This window comes from Rhodococcus jostii RHA1, assembly GCF_000014565.1.
Lineage (GTDB): Bacteria > Actinomycetota > Actinomycetes > Mycobacteriales > Mycobacteriaceae > Rhodococcus_F > Rhodococcus_F jostii_A.
The window spans coordinates 5,167,079-5,183,838 of record NC_008268.1; the positions used below are offsets into that span (position 1 = coordinate 5,167,079).

Below are 16,760 nucleotides of genomic sequence, written 5' to 3' on the forward strand. Positions count from 1 at the left end.
CATGACCGACGCCCGGCAACTGCACTTCAACGCATTCCTCTACAGCTGCGGGCACCACGGTGCCGCGTGGCGGCACCCCTCGTCCCCGGTGGAGCGACTCTGCGACATCGCCTACTACGAGGAGTTGGCGCAGATCGCGGAGCGGGGCTGCCTCGACGCGGTGTTCTTCGCGGACGGGCATTCGGTGCGCGACCCCGCATCCGGAGGCATGTGGTTCCTCGAACCGCTCACCGCGCTGTCCGCGATGGCGCGGGCGACGGAGCGGGTCGGACTGGTGACGACGGTGTCCACTACGTTCTACACACCGTTCCACGCCGCCCGGATGCTGGCGTCGCTCGACCACATCAGCGGCGGCCGCGTCGGCTGGAACGTGGTGACGTCGATGTTCGACGCCGAAGCGCGCAACCACGGGCTCGACGAGATGCCGCCGCACGACGAACGCTATTCGCGTGCCGCGGAATTCGTCGACGTGGCACTCGCTCTGTGGGATTCGTGGGGGCCCGACGCGCTCGTACTCGACCGGGACGGCATCTTCGCGGACCCGGCCGAGGTGAAGGCGGTCGAGCATCGGGGCAAGCACTTTCTCGTGGACGGTCCGCTGAACGTGCCGCGCTCGCCGCAGGGTCGTCCCGTGCTGTTCCAGGCGGGCGCGTCCGATCAGGGCCGCGACCTGGCCGCCCGGTGCGCCGAGGGAATCTACGCCGTCGCCTACGACCTCACGGCCGCGCAGAGCTACTACGACGACGTGAAGCGGCGCATCCGCGCGGCAGGCCGCGACGCCGACGCGGTGACCGTGATGCCCGGTCTCGTGACCTACGTCGGCTCCACCACCGAGGAGGCCCGACGGAAGAAGGCGGAACTCGACGCGCTCCTGCCCGTCGAACAGTCGCTGGCGCAGTTGTCGATGTTCGTCCAGCAGGACTGCAGTGCCTGGGAATTGGATGCACCCGTTCCCGCGCTGCCGCAGCTGTCGGAGTTCACCGGGCCGCAGGGCCGGTACGACACGATCCTGCGGATCATCGAGAAGGACCGTCCCACCGTGCGGTCGCTGCTGGGCACGTTGGCGGCCGGCGGCGGGCACTGCACCATGATCGGAACCCCGGAATCGATCGCCGACGAGATCGAAACGTGGTTCCGCGACGGCGGGGCCGACGGCTTCAACCTGATGCCGCCGCTCTACCCGAACGGCCTCGCCGACTTCGTCGACGAGGTGATCCCCGTCCTGCAGAAGCGGGGGCTGTTCCGCGCGGAGTATGAGACAGAGACTCTGCGCGACCATCTCCGGGGGCGCCCGTAGTTGCCACCACAAAGAACACAACCTTCTCTAAGTACGCAACAGTGACTGTGAGCGTCCCTCCCCCCGACACTGGCTGTTATCGCGATCACACCACGACGCGAGTTCGGACGAGGAGTGGCAATGCTGGTAGCACTCGGCTTTCTGATGGTGGCCGTGTTCATGTTCCTGATCATGTCCAAACGGGCCACTCCCGTGGTCGGGTTGATCGCCGTCCCGGTCGCATTCGGCATCGCGGCCGGGGCGGGCCTCGGAATCGGCGACATGATCACCGACGGGATCAAGGCGCTGGCACCGACGGCCGCGTTGCTGTTCTTCGCGATCATCTTCTTCGGAATCATGATCGACGTCGGCCTGTTCGACCCGCTGGTGAAACTCATCCTCCGGCTCGTCCGCAACGACCCCATGCGGCTCGTCGTCGGCACCGCGGTGCTCGCGATGGTGGTGTCGCTGGACGGTGACGGATCCACGACGTTCATCATCGTGACGTCCGCGCTGTTGCCGCTGTACATGAAGCTGAAGGTCAGCCCCGTGGTCCTCACGGTGGTCGCCGGCCTGGCGAACGGCGCGATGAACATCGTCCCCTGGGGCGGACCGACGGTCCGGGCCGCCGCCGCACTGGGTATCTCGCCGTCGGACGTGTTCGTCCCGATGATCCCGTCGCTGGTGGTCGGACTGCTCGTCGTGCTGCTGTTCGCCGTGCAGTTGGGCTACAGCGAACGCCGCCGCATCGGCACGCTCGAACTCACCGACGAGCGCCTCCTCGTCTCCGCGGGCTCCGGCCTCCGGCGGTCCGCGACCGGCTCCGGGGGTAACGGCGACGCGCCCCGAACCGGTGGCGGCTCCGGCGATGCCGGATCGGACAACGGCCAGGGCTTCGTCGACGGTCTCGACCCCCAGCGGCCCACGCTGCGCCCGAAGCTGCTGTGGTTCAACGCGCTCGTGACCGTGGCGCTCCTCGTCGTGCTCGTGATGGACGTGCTGCCGATTCCGGTCCTGTTCATGGTGGCCGCATCGATCGCGCTGACGGTGAACTTCCCGCGGGTCAAGGAACAGCAGGAAGCGATCACCCGCCACTCGTCGAGCATCGTCTCCGTGGTCGCGATGGTGTTCGCCGCCGCTGTCCTCACCGGCGTGTTCCAGGGCACCGGAATGGTCGAGGCCATGGCGCAGTGGCTGCTCGAGATCATCCCGGCCTCGCTCGGACCGCACCTGGCCGTCATCACGGGCATCCTGAGCCTGCCGTTCACGTTCTTCATGAGCAACGACGCCTTCTACTTCGGCATCATGCCCGTGCTCGCCGAGACGGCGGCCACGTACGGCATCGAGCCGGTCGAGATGGCCCGCGCATCCATCACCGGCCAGACGTTCCACATGCAGAGCCCCCTCGTCCCGGCCATCCTCCTACTCGTGACCCTGGCGGGTGTCCCGCTGGCGGACCATCACAAGAAGGTGCTGTGGCGCGCAGCGCTGGTGTCGCTGTCGATGCTGGTGATCGGTGTGGTCCTCGGACAGATTCCCTGGTGACCTAGTCCTCTGTGTCGGTGTCGGTGGCGGGCCCCTCGGGGGTCGCGCCACCTTCGCCGCTCCAGTCGGCGCCCGAACTCTTGTCATCCTCGGCCGGATCGGACATCACGTCCTTGTCCGCGCCCGGGGGCGCCGCTGTCGGGTGGTCGTCGTCTTCGGTCCGGATGAATCCTTCGGTGTCATGTCCGACGAATACCCCGACAACGGGGTGCTCCAATCAGGCGGACCCCGTTCTGTAGTTCGAAAACTCCGTCGGGGATTGGCAGGTGAACAATACTTCGACGTAGTGTTCCCCGGGTTATCGACGATGAAGGAGTGGAACTGTGGCGCGGAAAGTTGTTGTCGAACGCATCGACGACATCGACGGAACTCCGATCAAGAACGGTAAGGGGGAGACCATTCCGTTCTCTGTCGACGGCGTCGACTACGAGATCGATCTGAAGGTCAAGAACGCCAGGGAATTCCACAAGACTCTCGACTACTACATCGAACATGCAACTCGGGTCGGTGGAAGGAAGCGTCGGTCGACTCCTGCAGTGGCATCACCGTCGCAGGGGCGTAGCCAGGCGAAGGAAATTCGAGAATGGGCGACGTCGCAGGGGTATGAGTTGTCCACGCGTGGACGTATTCCTGCCGAGATCGAGGAAGCGTACAACGCCGCTCACTGAGCCCATGGCGTCGCGGGTGGTCACGCCTCTGGCCGCTGTTCAGGTCGGCCGGGGGCCGTGGTCGGTTGTCAGTATCGGCGTGCTGCGTGAAATGACATGGAGCTCATGGCTACTCGCGTGACCGGGCGTCCCGGAGCGGGTGCGTGGACGACCGTGTCGTTTCCCGCGTAGATCCCCGCGTGGCCGCCCCCGTAGAAGAGAACGACGTCACCGGGCTGCAGGTTTCTCGCGTCCACGGCGGTCCCGTGTCGGAGTTGCTCGTAGGTAGTGCGCGGAACCGACATGCCGGCCTGCTTGAAGGCCCACTGAACGAGGCCGGAGCTGTCGAAGGCGCGGTGGTCGCCGGCCCCGAGGGTGCACGGGATTCCGATCCTGGACGCGGCGGCGTGGAGGGCCTGGTGTCCCGGCCGAACCCTGGGCGGGCGGAACGTGTGAACCAGGTGATATCCGTGGTTCCCGGTGTGTGGGCTCATGCCGTCGTTGCTCCAGTGCACTCGCTGTGGTGTCGCGTCGCGGAGGACGCCTGTTTACAGAGTGGTCCCGTTGCGGTCCGGGCGCATCGGCTGAACTACCCGGGTACGTGCCTGTCTTCTCTGCCTCCGTCGCCCGGACTCGACGGCCTCCGGGTAAATCATTCGATCTGGTCGGTTTGGTACTCGCGAGTAGTGCAGGCCCCTCGTAACGTCGGACGGGTAATTGTCAGGTCAAAGGGAGTGGTCCGCTACGTCCCGTGGACTGGGATGAAGGAGCGGGCGATGACGGTCAGAGAATCGGCGAACTGTGCTTTCGGTGTCGCACGCTTGGCGTTCGACGCAGGAGCTGCCCTCCTGTCCGTCGCCGTGGCGGTACCGGTCGCCTTCGCTGCGGGCGAGGCGCGATCGATGGCACACGCGGCACGTGGCGACATCACGCCGGCCACCGAACCGTCGGACAGCGAGCACGTGCACGACCTGGGAACCGTCGTCGAACTGATCTAGCCGGCACGAAGTCCTCGACCGGCTCGTCACCCGGTGGCGGAGTGAGCTCCGGTCATCAGGGCGGCGAGATCGTCCGGCTCGAGGAACGACGACGGCGGGGGTGGTCCCCAGGCGTACAGACCTTGCAGGCCGTGCAGCACTTCCGGGCTCCAGAGTTCGTCCTCGGGGACGGTGTCCATGTCGGAGTAGTACTCGGAGAAGTTCCCCGCCGGGTCCTTGAGGTACCAGAAGAAGTTCGCGCCGGCGTGGTGCCGGCCGAGACCCCAGATGTGGCGTTCGGGGTTGTTCTCGAGCATCGCGTGGGCGCCGCGGCCGACCTCGTCGATGTCGTCGACCTGCCAGCTGGTGTGGTGCATGAAGTTCACCGGTGCGGCCATGACGAGCACGTTGTGGTGCTCGACGGAGCAGCGCAGGAATGCCGCCTTGTCGCCCATGTAGTCGCTGACCTTGAAGCCGAGACCGTCGGTGAAGAATTTCTTTGTGGTTTCGAGGTCGGTGGACCCGATCACTGCGTGTCCGAGTTTGCGGGGGCGCACCGGCTCGGTGCGGGTGAGGAACGGGGCCCGCCCCCAGCGGTCGATCCGGCCCGGACCGTTGTACGGCGTCGGCGACACCGCGGGTTCGATGACGATCCGGGACCGGACCTGCACCCGCACCCGGGTGCCGGTGGCCGGTTCCACGGCACTGACGGACGTGCCGTTCTGACGGGTCGCCACACCGAGTCCGGTCAGCCGCGCGGTGACGGCGGCGATGTCGTCGGGGTCGTCGGCGGCGACCGTCAACTCGACCAGTCGACGCGTGGGTGCGTTGACGATCTCGAGTTGTTCGCCGCCGTTGCGGGTGGCGAACACCCCGCCCCCGCGGTGTTCGAGTCCGAATTCGACGTAGTAGGCGATGGTCTCGTCGACGTTGGGGACGCCGAGGGTGACCTTGCCCAGTCCGTGCAGTGCCATGATCGCGTCCTCTACTTCGCGCCGGGGTCGGCGACGAAACGCTGATGAAGTGTGCCGATGCCGTCGATCCAGCTGTCGAGCTCCTCGCCGGGCTGCAGGAACCTTTGCGGATCGCGGCCGACGCCGACGCCGGCCGGGGTGCCGGTGAAGATCACATCCCCGGGGTAGAGGGTGACGGTGCGGGAGAGGGCGGCGATCAGCTTCGAGACCGGGAAGATCAGGTCGCGGGTGCGACCCTTCTGCACTTCCTCGCCGTCGACGGTGCAGCCGAGTTCGAGGTCGTCGGGGTCGGCGAACTCGTCCGGGGTCACCAGCCACGGACCTTGCGGGGAGAACCCGGCGAAGGACTTGCCGAGACCGAATTGCGGTGCCGGACCACGGGTCTGGGTGATCCGTTCGGAGATGTCCTGGCCGGCGGTGAGACCGGCGATGTGGGACCAGGCGTCGGCCTCGTCGATGTTGCTGGTCGCGCGGCCGATGACGGCGACGAGTTCGATCTCCCAGTCGACGTTGCCGCCGGCAGGAATTACGACGTCGCTGTCGGGGCCGGTGAAGCTGGACGCGTACTTGGTGAACACGGGCGGCAGGTGCGTGGGGGATTCGAAGCCGGATTCGGTGGCGTGGGCGTGGTAGTTCAGCCCGAACGCGAACACCTGCCGGGGAGCCGGCGACGGTGCGCGGAGACGGGACCGGTCGATGGGGACGCTGTTCCCCGTCAGCTCCTGGATGTCCTGTTCCGCCACCCATCCGGTGATGTCGTCCCAAGCCTGGTAGACGGCGGGCAGTTCGGGGCCGAACCGGCCGCGGGAGGCGTGGGCGAGGTCGACGGCTCGTTCGGAACCCTCGTCTCCGAAGACGAGAGCGGCACGGCCGTCGATGTTGGCGATACGCATGAAAGTGGTTCTCCTGGAGCGTTGTCTGTGGTGTGTGGTCAGAGGTCTGCGTTGACGGAGGCGGGCGTGGGCCTCGTATCGGAAGGGCCGGTGGTTACCTGCCTCGGTCCCCGCGGGGACGGCAGGGCCACGAAGGCGACGGCGCACAGCACCGTCAGCGCGGCGACGAGGTAGAGGACTGCGGTGTAGCTTCCTGTTCGGTCCACCACGGCACCGACCCACAGGGGCGCGATGCCGCCGCCGAGGACGAACGCCATGTAGGGGCCTGCATAAGCTTTTCCGAACGCGGCGAGCCCGAAATAGCGGGACGTGAAGAAGCCCACCATATCCAGCTCGGCGCCGAGCATGCACCCCAGCGTAAAGGCCAGGACGGGGGCGAATCCGACTCCGCCGACCGCGAACAGCACGACACCGGTGGCGCACAGCACGCAGAGCGAGGCCGCGACCGCGGTCGGCCGGAGGACGTCGATGAGCAGTCCGATCATCAGTCGGCTCAGGATGACTGCGAGTCCCATGATCGATGCGATCGATGCCGCACCGCCGACGCTCATCCCGTACTGCCGAAGCATCGGGACCAGGTAGGGGACGAGGCCGGTGAAGGCGACCGACATCAGGCCGAATGTGAGGACCAACCGCCAGTAGAGCGGGTTCCGGCGGATGGTGGCGAAGTCGTCACCGTCGTCGGCCGCCAGTCCGGGCGTTCCCTGCATGCTTCCGCGTCGCGGTGCGATCTTCAGGAGGAAGAGGGTGGGGAGGGTTCCGGCGAGCGCGATGCAGGCCAACGTGAGGTAGCCGAGCCGCCATCCTTCGAGTTCGATGACGCGGCCGATGGCGACCGGAATGATGGCGCCGGAAAGTCCCATTCCCATCATCGTGATGCCGAGCGCGAGGCCCCTGGCGCGGTCGAACCAGCTGCTCACCGCCCGGGTGAAGGCAATCGGTCCGGAACTTGCACCGAAGAATCCGATCAACGCCATCGCTGTCATGTAGGCCGGCACGGAGTGCACGACCGCTCCCAGTGCGGCGAATCCGGTTGCCAGGCACAGTGCTCCGGCAATCGTCGGGGCCTTGACTCCGAACTTGTCGACGGCGTAGCCGACGACGGGGGCGGCGAGTGCCATCCCGAAGGTCAGCAAGGTGATGGACAGCCCGTACATCGCAGCGCTGAGGCCGATCTCCCTACCGAGATCGCTGGTGAACAGACCCGCCGAGTAGATGGCGAGCCCGGATACCCCAGTGCCGACACCCACGGCGGCCGCTGACAGAGTCGGCCACCCGCGCCGGAATTCGTCCCCGCGTGACATGGTCAATGCCTTGCTCCTTTGTTGCGGTGGTGATGACCATCACTGTTCCTGTTCTCGGGTTATCCGGGAAGCGGTAAGTCGTGATGGAGGGAATTCGTGCGACGAATACACCCAGTTCGGCCAGGGGACACGTGCACACGAGTGCTAGCTGCCGGCGCGTCTTCCCAGGATCCGTCGTTGCGATGCCGCCGCCGCGCTCACGAGAGCGGACGGGTCACACCCGAGCACGACTCCGCCGCGCTTGACGAATCGGCCGCCGATGAGCACCGAATCGACATTGCCCTCGTGAGCGGCGAGAACCACCGAGGCCACCGGATCGAGGACGGGCACGAGGTTCAGGTCCGTTGCACGCACCAGGACGATGTCGGCCTGCTTGCCGGGAGTGAGCGAGCCGATGCGGTCGCCCTGTCCGAGAGCTCTCGCCCCCTCGATGGTGGCGAATGCGAGCACATCGCTCAGGAGGAGCTGTGCGCGATCGGCCGCGAGCGAGCTGTGGCCGCCGCCCATCCACGAACGGTGATAACCGAAGAGCATCCGCATCTGCGTGAACATGTCTCCGCTGCATTTGGTTTCGGTATCCCCGCTGAGGCTCGGTCGTACGCCGGCGGCGAGCATCCGGTCGAGCGGGACGTCGCCGATGCCTTGCGAGTTGAGCTCGCAGTGCACGCCGATCGACACGGTGGCACCGGCCTCGGCGATCATCGCGAGTTCGGCGTCGGAGGAGCGGCAACAGTGCACGAACGTCAGGTCGTCGGCGAGAAGGCCCGCCTTGTCGTACTGGGCCACGGCGTGGACCGGTTCGTTGTGCGGGTACGCACCGGCATGCACCGACGTGCGGATGCCCAGGTCGCGCGCGAGGGCGAGGTCGGCCTGCCACACGCCGGACGCCGTCATCTCGGGGCCCCTGGCCGCCATGGCCAACGTCACGAGTCCGCCCGGGTCGGTGAAGTGCTGCTTCTGCAGCCGTTCGATGTCGGCCGGGTGGGTGAGCGTGCTGTTCTCGGTCCAGCGCCCGTCGCCCTGCAGTGGCCATCCGTGGCCGAAGACGGCACGGATACCCGCCTCGCGCAGACCGCTGACCGCAGCGTCGGAATGCTCGGGTGAATTCTGGATGTGGGACCAATCGAAGAGGGTGGTCGTCCCGGCACTCGACGCCGACACCGCGCCGAGGAGGTTTCCGATCCGGACGTCCTCGGGCTCGTACGCCGCCCCGATTCCCCTGAGTATTTCGTCGAAGTACTGGAGGGGATCGAGTTCGGCGTATCCATGCCGCATGACGCTCTGCCAGGTGTGGCGGTGAGTGTCGACAAATCCGGGAAGCGCGATCATTCCGTCGGTGTCGACGACCTCGACCTCCGGCTCGACGTCGATCCGCGTGTCGATTCCTGCGATCAGATCGTCGCTGATCAAAATGTCGGCTCGATCGAGGTTTCCGATGGCCGGATCGACACTGACGACCGTTGCTCCCCGGAGGAGAGTGCGGCGCGGTTGGGCATGACTCGGGTCCATGAGTGTCCTGTTCGGAGAGAGGCAGAGTGACTGCCCTCAGTCTCATTTTCCCGCGGTTATTTGGGAACGACGGGTTGCCTATAGTTTGTATCCATGAGCTCGATACAGCGGATCTCCGGTCATCGCGCCAAGCTGGACCTCAACCTCATCGTGTCTCTGGACGCGCTTCTGCGCGAGCGAAGCGTGAGCCGCGCGGCGATCGAAGTCGGTCTGAGTCAGCCGGCAATGAGTGCGGCGCTCGCGCGGCTTCGGAGGTACTTCGGGGATCCGCTACTGGCCCGGGTCGGCAACTCGTATCAGCTCACGCCGCTCGCCCGCAGCCTGGTCGAGCGCACGACGGTGGCGATCTCGGCGGTCGATCGGGTGCTCGACGCCGAGCCGGGTATCGAGATCGAACGGTCCAGCCGCGAGTTCACCCTGATCATGTCCGACTACATGCTCGCCGCCGTCGGAGACACCATCACCCGCGATCTGCTGGCGCAGGCTCCGCACCTGCGCATCAACTTCGTCCAGTTGCGACCGGAGATCGTCGACCGTGCATCGGACAGCCTCCGTACCGCTGATGCCCTCGTCGTACCCCGTGGCTTCGTCAGCGACCTGCCCTCGGTCGACCTCTTCTCCGACCGGTGGGTCTGCGTGGTGGCCGAGGACAACGAGCACGTCGGGGACGCCATACGGCTGGACCAGCTCACCGAATACCCGTGGGCTGTGTTTCAGACGCATCCCCACGCCGCGACGACACCGTTGCATCAGGTCCGGGCTCAGGGGGTCGAACCGTATGTGCAGGTTGTCGGCGAAAATTACCTGGCGCTGCCGTATTTCGTCGCCCACACCGATCGGATCGCGCTTCTGCCGGAGCGATTGGCGGCCCGGATGAGCGGCGGAATGGGAATTCGGTCGGTCGACTTCCCCTTGAATCTCGCCCCACTGAACCATGCCCTGTGGTGGCACCCGATGTACAACGCGGATCCCGAACACCGCTGGCTCCGAGCGCAACTCGTCAAGTCTCTGGAGTGAGTGCAGAACCCGTGTGGGTAGGGTCGTCTCGGGTACACCGAGACGACCCTCCCGGCATTTCATTCGACGGCGAGGCACCGCTTGATCGCCAGCTGAGCATCTTCACGCGCGGGGGCGCCGGCGCTGGCCCACGCGATGTACCCGTCAGGCCTGACCAGGAGGCTCGCGACGTCGCCCAGGCCAGTGGGTGCGAGAACGATGTGGCCGGTGTATGCGCGCACCGGCGCGCCCTGCAGAGCGAGGTCTGCGTAGGTGCCCGCCCCGGTGGCGTCGATGAGGACGAGTGAAGAATCGCGCAGCATTTCACCCATCCTCATCGGACCGGTCGCGGTGACGAGATCCAGGTCGGGGCAGCGCAATCCGACCATCGGATGGTGGTGTGACTCAGCAGGGTACGGGAAGGACAGCCCGTTGAGTTCGAGCCCGATTCGGCGATTGACTTCCGGAATGGGCAACAGGTCGCGTTCGAAAATCCGCTTGAATGCCACCCCCTCCGGCGTGAAGTCGAACTGGACCGAACACTGTGCCGCGACGCTTCTCAGCAGCGCCTCGGCCACTGGGCGGCGTTCGGACTCGTAGGTTTCCAGGAGTGCCGGTCCCGCGTGTTCGTTGATCACCGCGGCGAGCTTCCACCCGAGATTGAACGCGTCCTGGATGCAGAAGTTCATCCCGACGCCGCTGGCGGGGTAGTGGATGCGAGCCGATTCGCCGACGAGGAACACTCGACCCTGCTGGAATTTCGTTGCGATTCTGAGCGAATCGGTGAAGCGGGACGCCCACACCAGATCGTCGAACGGCAGGTCCTTCTCGAGGACATCGGTGAGGCATCGGCGAACCTCGTCGGCCGTGACCGGCTCCGCCGCAGGGGCGTGCCTGCGCTCGGCGTGCACGATGTTGAACCGGGTGACGGATTCGTTCTCGCCGAACGGAAACGAGGTGACCCACCCCTTGTCGTTGTCGATCATCCGCCGCGCTTCGGGCCAGGGCCGATCCATCCTCAGGTCTGCCACGATTCCGGTGAAGGTCGGCCCGTGCCCCTCGAAACCGAGACCGAGTTGCGACCGCACGATACTTCGCCCACCGTCGGCGCCGACCAGGTAGTCGGCTGACAGGCTCACGGGTCCGTCCTCGGCCACCGCGGTCGCGGTCACGGCGGTGGACTGCTGAACGACGGATTCGACGGTCACGCCGTGCCTGACGACGACTCCGAGACGGAGCGCTTCCTCGAGCAACAGTTCCTCGGTGTGGTTCTGGGGAAGAACCAGCCGAAATCCGAACCTCGATTCGAGGTGGCGCCATTCCACGGGTTGCATCCCGGCCCAGATATGCACGGGAATCAGCGGATTGGAGCGAATCTTCGCGGCCCTGTCGATGAACTTCTGCGCAAGGCCCCGAGAATCGAGTAGCTCGAGAACTCTCGGCAGAACAGTCCCGGCTCGCGACTGCACCGGCTGCGTTCGACGTTCGAGGACGACGACGTCGACTCCGGCCCGGGCCAGTTCGGTCGCGACCGTCAGACCCGACGGTCCGCCGCCGACGACTATTACTCGAGCGGTCATTTCGAATCAATCTCCTTGTTGTACGGCATCGTGGGAAGCGGGGGGTGTGGGGCAGGACCGGTCCAGGTGTTCGTGTAGGAACCCGGCGACTTCGGCGATCGTGGCGTCCGTGTCGAACGCGGGGTCCTCGTGATCGGCGCCCTCGAGAAGGCGCAGGCGCACCGCCTCCCCTCGGCGTCGAAGTTCCTGCGCCATCCGCCGGCTCTGCTGCACCGACGTGACCGAGTCGCGTGTTCCGTGGAGCAGGAAGACCGGCACGTGGATGTCGTGCGCCTTCGCAAATGGGCTGATGGCGGCGAGGTCGCGATCGCTCACCGTCAACTCGTCGACTCCCAGCAATCGGGCCCTCAGGTAGCGAGACGACGGCGGTGCGGGGACCCCTGGCGGCCAGTCCTGCTCGCGGATTTCACGCGGTACCGGCGACCCGTCATCCGGACGGTCGAGGTCGCCCCGCGAGGTGAGGTCGTAACATCCGAAAAAGCCGACAGCGGCCTGCACGGGTGGACCGGGCAGGTCGTGCGCTGCCCGCGGAATCGCCGAAGTGGCGGTGGCCAGAAGCGCGAGATGGGCACCTGCCGATGCTCCCCAGAGCGCGACACGAGTCGCGTCGACACCGAAGCCTTGCCCGGGACCTTTCAGCCACTCGAGCGCGGTCGCGATGTCGATGATCTGGGCGGGGAGGGGAGCGGCGGTGGAGGGGCGGTAGTCGATGCTCGCGACGGCAAATCCGTGCCGCGCGAGCCGCTCCGCCCGCGCGGCATGACTCTTGCGAGAGCCGATCATCCAACCACCGCCGTGCAGGTAGAGGACGACGGCGGGTTTCGCAACGTCGATCGGCAGAGTCAGATCGAGTCGGAGGACGTGCCCGCCGGGACGCCCGAACTCGATGTCGGGACAGGATTGGGTCTCGTATCGGGCGGGCTGCCCGACCGGGGTTCTCACGCTGACGTCACCTCTTCGCCTGGTCGCGGGTCCACTCGGCGAGGTGGCCCGTGGCTCAAGGGTGGCGGATCAGGGAATATTCGGGAATCGGCAGTTCGATATGGAGGGAATCCAGCGGACGAATAGCTACAGTTCGGGGTGCGATTCGATGCCGGCGGAGGGCAACAGCGCCGGGCGCGGCATACTCTGACTCGTCACCGCGCCTCCCCGCGCCGAAATCGTTGAAAGATGGTACTTACATGGCAGATTCACGGATCGCGTCCCTGGCGCCCGCCGAGCTGGACGTCGAGCAGAAGGCGTTGTACGACAGCATTGTGACGGGGCCGCGTGCTCAGGGGCCTCAGTTGTTCGCGCTTCAGGATGACCACGGCAGGCTCAACGGGCCGTTCGGGTTGATGCTGCATGTGCCCGGGCTCGGTTTTGCGTTGCAGGAACTCGGAAGTGCGTTGCGCTATCGGACGGCGATGACCGCCCGGATCAGAGAAATCGCGATACTGGCGGTCGCGGCCGCAACGGAAAGCGAATTCGAACGTTACGCCCACGAACGGGTCGGACACGCCGTCGGACTGAGCGACGAAGAGATGACGGCACTTCGGGGTGGCGACTTCGGTTCCGAAGACGCCACCGAACAGGCCGCGTACGACGTGTGCCGTCATCTGCTCGAGGGCACCAACACCCTCGGAGACGAGGAATTCCGCCGATTCGAAGCCCGCCTCGGTTCCTCGGCGCTGCTCGAACTCGTGGTACTCGTGGGTTATTACCGGACCCTGTCTCAGATGATGAACGTCTTCGACGTCGGGGCACCGGCGGGTCTCGGCGACGAGTAGAACACCGCAGCATCTGTTTCAGCCCCGGCGGGAACGGCGCAGCCGGAGCCGGCTGTAGGTGACGACCGCGAGCACGCAACTGATGAGCACCAGCATGGCGATGCTGAGCAGCCACCACGATGCGGCGTGCTGCCAGAGCGTATCGGGCTCGGTGCCCGTGGCGTTCGTGCGCAGGTCCACCGTCGATGCGGCGGCCGCGAACCCCCAGCGCGACGGGAAGAGCCACGACACCTGTTCGAGCACCGCGCGTCCGGTGATCGTGATCAGTCCTCCGCACATCACCAGCTGCACCATGATCGTGACCACCAGCATCGGCATCACCTGCTCGTTCGAGCGGGCGACCGACGACAACGCCAGTCCGACCAGGACGCAGGAGCAGGTGGTGACGGCGATGTCCACGATCAATTCGACGGAGCCGGAGGGGATCACGCTGCCCCGGCCCGGAAAACCCTTGCCCACGAAGACGATCATCACCATGATCGCCGACTGCACGATGGCAGCGGCGCAGAATACGACGATCTTCGCCGTCAGGTAGGCGGACGGGAGCAGACCGGCGGCACGTTCGCGGTGATAGATCATGCGCTCTCCGACCAGATCGCGGATGGTCAGTGAGCAACCCATGAAGGCGGCGCCGAGGATCAGCACGACCAGGATCTGGGTGAGTTCGCCGGATTCGTCGAGGCCCGACGGCCCGAATCCGGTGTCGCCGGGCACGAGCACGGCCAGGCCGCCGAGCACGAACGGGAGAAGGGACAGGAAGATCAGGTACCCACGGTCGGCGCGGATGAGCCGCGCCTGGCGGCGGACGACGGTGCTCAACTGCTTGCGTCGCGACGTGTGCGCGGGACTGCCGAGAGGTCCGGGCGGACTCGGTGGTGGCACCTCTACGGCGGGGCGGGTGGCGCGGTACTCGGCGAACACCCCGTCGGGGTCGGCCGCGACGCGGGCGAAGATGTCGGCCCAATCGGTGCTGCCCAGCGCGGCCCCGACCCGGTCCGGCGGGCCCACGTAGGCGGTCTTGCCGCCCGGTGCGAGGAGCAGGACCTGATCGCACATCTCGAGATACGACAGCGAATGCGTGACGATGACGATGACGCGGCCCGAATCGGCGAGGCGGCGCAACGTCGCCATGATCTGCCGGTCGAGCGCGGGGTCGAGACCCGAGGTCGGTTCGTCGAGGATCAGCAGGGACGGGCCGGTGAGCAACTCCATTGCGACGGACGCGCGTTTGCGTTGTCCGCCGGACAGCCGGTCGACCCTCGTGTCGGCGTGTTCGGACAGCTGCAGTTCGTCGAGCACCGTCTCGATCACCTCCTCGCGGTCGGCCCGGGTGGTGTCCGGCGGCAGCCTCAGCTCGGCGGCGTAGCCGAGCGCCTGCCGGATGGTCAGCTGCCGGTGCACGACGTCGTCCTGGGGGACCATCCCGATGCGGGAGCGGAGCACCTGGTATTCGGCGTGCACGCTGCGTCCCTCGAACTCGACCACACCTTCCGTGGGGCGTTCCGAACCGGAGATGATGGTGGCCACCGTGGTCTTTCCCGCGCCGGAGGGGCCGATCACCGCGGTGAGACTCCCCGGCTGGGCCGTGAACGTGACGTCCTCGAGCAGCCGCCGCCCGCCTTCGATGGTGAGCCCGACGCCGTCCACCCGCAGCCCACCTGCGGTCGGAGCCACCGCCTGCCGTGGAACGAGCCGGCCGTCCTTCACACTGAGATCGGTGTTGCCGATCGTGACGACGTCACCTTCGGTCAGCTGCGCGCGCGACACCCGGGCGCCGCCGACGAACGTGCCGTTGACGCTCCCCAGGTCGTCGATCTCGAGGCCGGACGGCACGTTGTGGACGATCGCGTGATGGCGTGAGGCCAGCACGTCCCGGACGACGATGTCGTTGTCGGGTGACCGTCCCACCGTGAGTGATCCCGTCGGGACCGCCTCGTGCGGTGTCGGGGGTGGGGCGCTCGATGCCCCCACGTCGATCGTCGACTCGTCCCATCGGCCGCCCACGTCCTGTCGCGTCGCGTCGGGATCCTCGACCGAGATCCGCACGATCGGTCCCTCGACCGCGTCGCCCAGGCGGACGACGACGTGGTTCGTGACGGGAACCTTTTCTCGACGCTCGCCGTCGACGAAGATCCCGTTCTTGCTGTCGGAATCGACGAGCTGCCATCCCTCGTCCCACGTCAGCCGTGCATGCTCACGTGACACCACGGGATCGATGATCGTGATCTCCAATTGCGGATCCCGGCCGATGCGGACGGCCTTGCCCGCGCGGTAGCTCGCCCGGCCGTGTTCGGTCTCGACCACGACCCGCGGGTGCGCTGTGTTCGCCCGGTCGTCCATCGCCACGGCCTCCGGTCAGGTTCTCGGGCGTAGAGCGTCGACTCCTTCCATGGTCGCACGCACACCCCGGGATACGTCGGCATAACGCTCACTCGGTATCGCCGTGGCCAGGAAGTGAGGAACACTGAGCCGGGTGAGTACGTCCCTGGCGAATCCCGGTGTCGGACTGGCTGTGCTGTGCACCGTGATGGTCGTGTGCGCGGCGGTGGTCTACCGCTTCACCCACCTCGGTAGCCCACTCGTCGTGCCCGGTGCGGCGATTCGAGGTGCTGCCCAGCTCGCCGCGGTGTCCCTGATCCTGGCCGCGGCGCTCGCGCATCTGTGGTCGTCGATCCTCGTGCTCGTCGTGATGTTCGCGGCGGCGGTGGGAACGTCCGCTCGCCGCGCGAAAGCCGGGCGGTCCGCCGGGTGGCTGGCGCTGTCCCTCGCCGCGGGTGTCGGCATCGTGTTGCCGTTGATGCTGGTCAGCCGGGTGGTGCCGCTCGAAGGTGTCGCTCTCGTTCCCATCGGGGGAATCGTGCTCGGTGGTGCGATGACGGCCACCTCCCTCGCCGCGCGACGCGCGCTCGATGCGGTCGATCAACGGTGGGGTGAGGTGGAGGCGGGGCTCAGTCTCGGACTCGACGTCCGTGATGCCCGCATGGAAGTGGTCCGGTATGCCGCCTCGGACGCGTTGCTCCCGGGACTCGACCAGACCCGGACCGTCGGGCTGGTCACCCTGCCGGGGGCGTTCGTCGGGGTGCTGCTGGCAAGCGGTTCTGCCGTTCAGGCCGGGGCGGTGCAGATCCTCGTCCTCGTCGGGCTGCTGCTCGCGCAGACGTGTGCGGTGGCCGTCACGATCGAACTGGTGGCCCGGGAAGCCGTTCACCGGCCGAGACTCCACACCCCGCGAACGTGACGGATCCGAGTCTGGCCCGAACGCCGGTCACGTGCATCGTCGGTCCCGCATA

The 16,760-nt window shown here is 66.7% G+C and carries 15 protein-coding genes and 1 pseudogene; 7 read left to right on the plus strand and 9 right to left on the minus strand.

The window, feature by feature from the left end; translation table 11 throughout:
- The first annotated feature begins 1 nt into the window (after nt 1).
- Together RHA1_RS23945 and RHA1_RS23950 are read left to right on the plus strand one after the other, a co-directional pair.
- A complete protein-coding gene (locus RHA1_RS23945) occupies nt 2–1,297 on the plus strand; it encodes an LLM class flavin-dependent oxidoreductase (RefSeq protein WP_011597191.1) in 1,296 nt (431 codons plus the stop codon).
- A 120-nt stretch (nt 1,298–1,417) separates the two neighbouring features.
- Nucleotides 1,418–2,821, plus strand: coding sequence for a CitMHS family transporter (locus RHA1_RS23950; RefSeq protein WP_011597192.1), 1,404 nt, complete (start codon nt 1,418–1,420; stop codon nt 2,819–2,821).
- Between the two features lies 1 nt (nt 2,822).
- Here the strand turns inward: RHA1_RS23950 and RHA1_RS23955 are convergent.
- Nucleotides 2,823–3,004 (minus strand): annotated as a pseudogene (locus RHA1_RS23955) (hypothetical protein).
- A 140-nt stretch (nt 3,005–3,144) separates the two neighbouring features.
- On the opposite strand from RHA1_RS23955, the gene RHA1_RS23960 reads away from it, so the two are divergent.
- Nucleotides 3,145–3,489 carry a histone-like nucleoid-structuring protein Lsr2 gene (locus RHA1_RS23960; protein WP_009477961.1) on the plus strand — a complete coding sequence of 115 codons (345 nt, stop codon included), beginning with the start codon at nt 3,145–3,147 and terminating at the stop codon, nt 3,487–3,489.
- 68 nt (nt 3,490–3,557) lie between these two features.
- On the opposite strand, the gene RHA1_RS23965 is transcribed toward RHA1_RS23960, so the two are convergent.
- Nucleotides 3,558–3,962 carry a C40 family peptidase gene (locus RHA1_RS23965; protein WP_011597193.1) on the minus strand — a complete coding sequence of 135 codons (405 nt, stop codon included), beginning with the start codon at nt 3,960–3,962 and terminating at the stop codon, nt 3,558–3,560.
- Nucleotides 3,963–4,244: 282 nt separating this feature from the next.
- Here RHA1_RS23965 and RHA1_RS23970 point away from each other — a divergent pair, with 282 nt between their 5' ends.
- Nucleotides 4,245–4,466, plus strand: coding sequence for a hypothetical protein (locus RHA1_RS23970; RefSeq protein WP_016883895.1), 222 nt, complete (start codon nt 4,245–4,247; stop codon nt 4,464–4,466).
- 26 nt (nt 4,467–4,492) lie between these two features.
- Here the strand turns inward: RHA1_RS23970 and RHA1_RS23975 are convergent, their stop codons facing one another.
- The 4 genes from RHA1_RS23975 to RHA1_RS23990 all read right to left on the minus strand — a co-directional run bounded on the left by RHA1_RS23975 (nt 4,493) and on the right by RHA1_RS23990 (nt 9,125).
- Nucleotides 4,493–5,419, minus strand: a complete 927-nt coding sequence (locus tag RHA1_RS23975) for a VOC family protein (RefSeq protein WP_011597194.1) — start codon at nt 5,417–5,419, stop codon at nt 4,493–4,495.
- An 11-nt stretch (nt 5,420–5,430) separates the two neighbouring features.
- Nucleotides 5,431–6,312 (minus strand): fumarylacetoacetate hydrolase family protein, encoded by an 882-nt coding sequence (locus RHA1_RS23980; protein WP_011597195.1) that lies wholly within the window; start codon nt 6,310–6,312, stop codon nt 5,431–5,433.
- A 38-nt stretch (nt 6,313–6,350) separates the two neighbouring features.
- Entirely contained in the window at nt 6,351–7,616 is a 1,266-nt protein-coding gene (locus tag RHA1_RS23985; RefSeq protein ID WP_050787368.1) for an MFS transporter, read from the minus strand.
- Between the two features lie 144 nt (nt 7,617–7,760).
- Nucleotides 7,761–9,125, minus strand: coding sequence for an amidohydrolase family protein (locus RHA1_RS23990; protein ID WP_011597197.1), 1,365 nt, complete (start codon nt 9,123–9,125; stop codon nt 7,761–7,763).
- A gap of 93 nt (nt 9,126–9,218) precedes the next feature.
- Here RHA1_RS23990 and RHA1_RS23995 point away from each other — a divergent pair, with 93 nt between their 5' ends.
- Nucleotides 9,219–10,142, plus strand: a complete 924-nt coding sequence (locus tag RHA1_RS23995; RefSeq protein ID WP_005572706.1) for a LysR family transcriptional regulator — start codon at nt 9,219–9,221, stop codon at nt 10,140–10,142.
- 59 nt (nt 10,143–10,201) lie between these two features.
- Here RHA1_RS23995 and RHA1_RS24000 read toward each other — a convergent pair whose 3' ends face one another.
- Together RHA1_RS24000 and RHA1_RS24005 are read right to left on the minus strand one after the other, a co-directional pair.
- Nucleotides 10,202–11,701 carry an FAD-dependent oxidoreductase gene (locus RHA1_RS24000; protein WP_011597198.1) on the minus strand — a complete coding sequence of 500 codons (1,500 nt, stop codon included), beginning with the start codon at nt 11,699–11,701 and terminating at the stop codon, nt 10,202–10,204.
- A gap of 6 nt (nt 11,702–11,707) precedes the next feature.
- Nucleotides 11,708–12,643, minus strand: a complete 936-nt coding sequence (locus RHA1_RS24005; protein ID WP_011597199.1) for an alpha/beta hydrolase — start codon at nt 12,641–12,643, stop codon at nt 11,708–11,710.
- A 239-nt stretch (nt 12,644–12,882) separates the two neighbouring features.
- Here RHA1_RS24005 and RHA1_RS24010 point away from each other — a divergent pair, with 239 nt between their 5' ends.
- Complete coding sequence (locus RHA1_RS24010; protein WP_041811924.1) at nt 12,883–13,470, plus strand: carboxymuconolactone decarboxylase family protein; 588 nt, start codon at nt 12,883–12,885, stop codon at nt 13,468–13,470.
- Between the two features lie 18 nt (nt 13,471–13,488).
- On the opposite strand, the gene RHA1_RS24015 is transcribed toward RHA1_RS24010, so the two are convergent.
- Nucleotides 13,489–15,810, minus strand: a complete 2,322-nt coding sequence (locus RHA1_RS24015) for an ATP-binding cassette domain-containing protein (RefSeq protein ID WP_011597201.1) — start codon at nt 15,808–15,810, stop codon at nt 13,489–13,491.
- Between the two features lie 133 nt (nt 15,811–15,943).
- On the opposite strand from RHA1_RS24015, the gene RHA1_RS24020 reads away from it, so the two are divergent.
- Nucleotides 15,944–16,708, plus strand: a complete 765-nt coding sequence (locus tag RHA1_RS24020; protein ID WP_011597202.1) for an ABC transporter permease — start codon at nt 15,944–15,946, stop codon at nt 16,706–16,708.
- Nucleotides 16,709–16,760 lie beyond the last annotated feature (52 nt).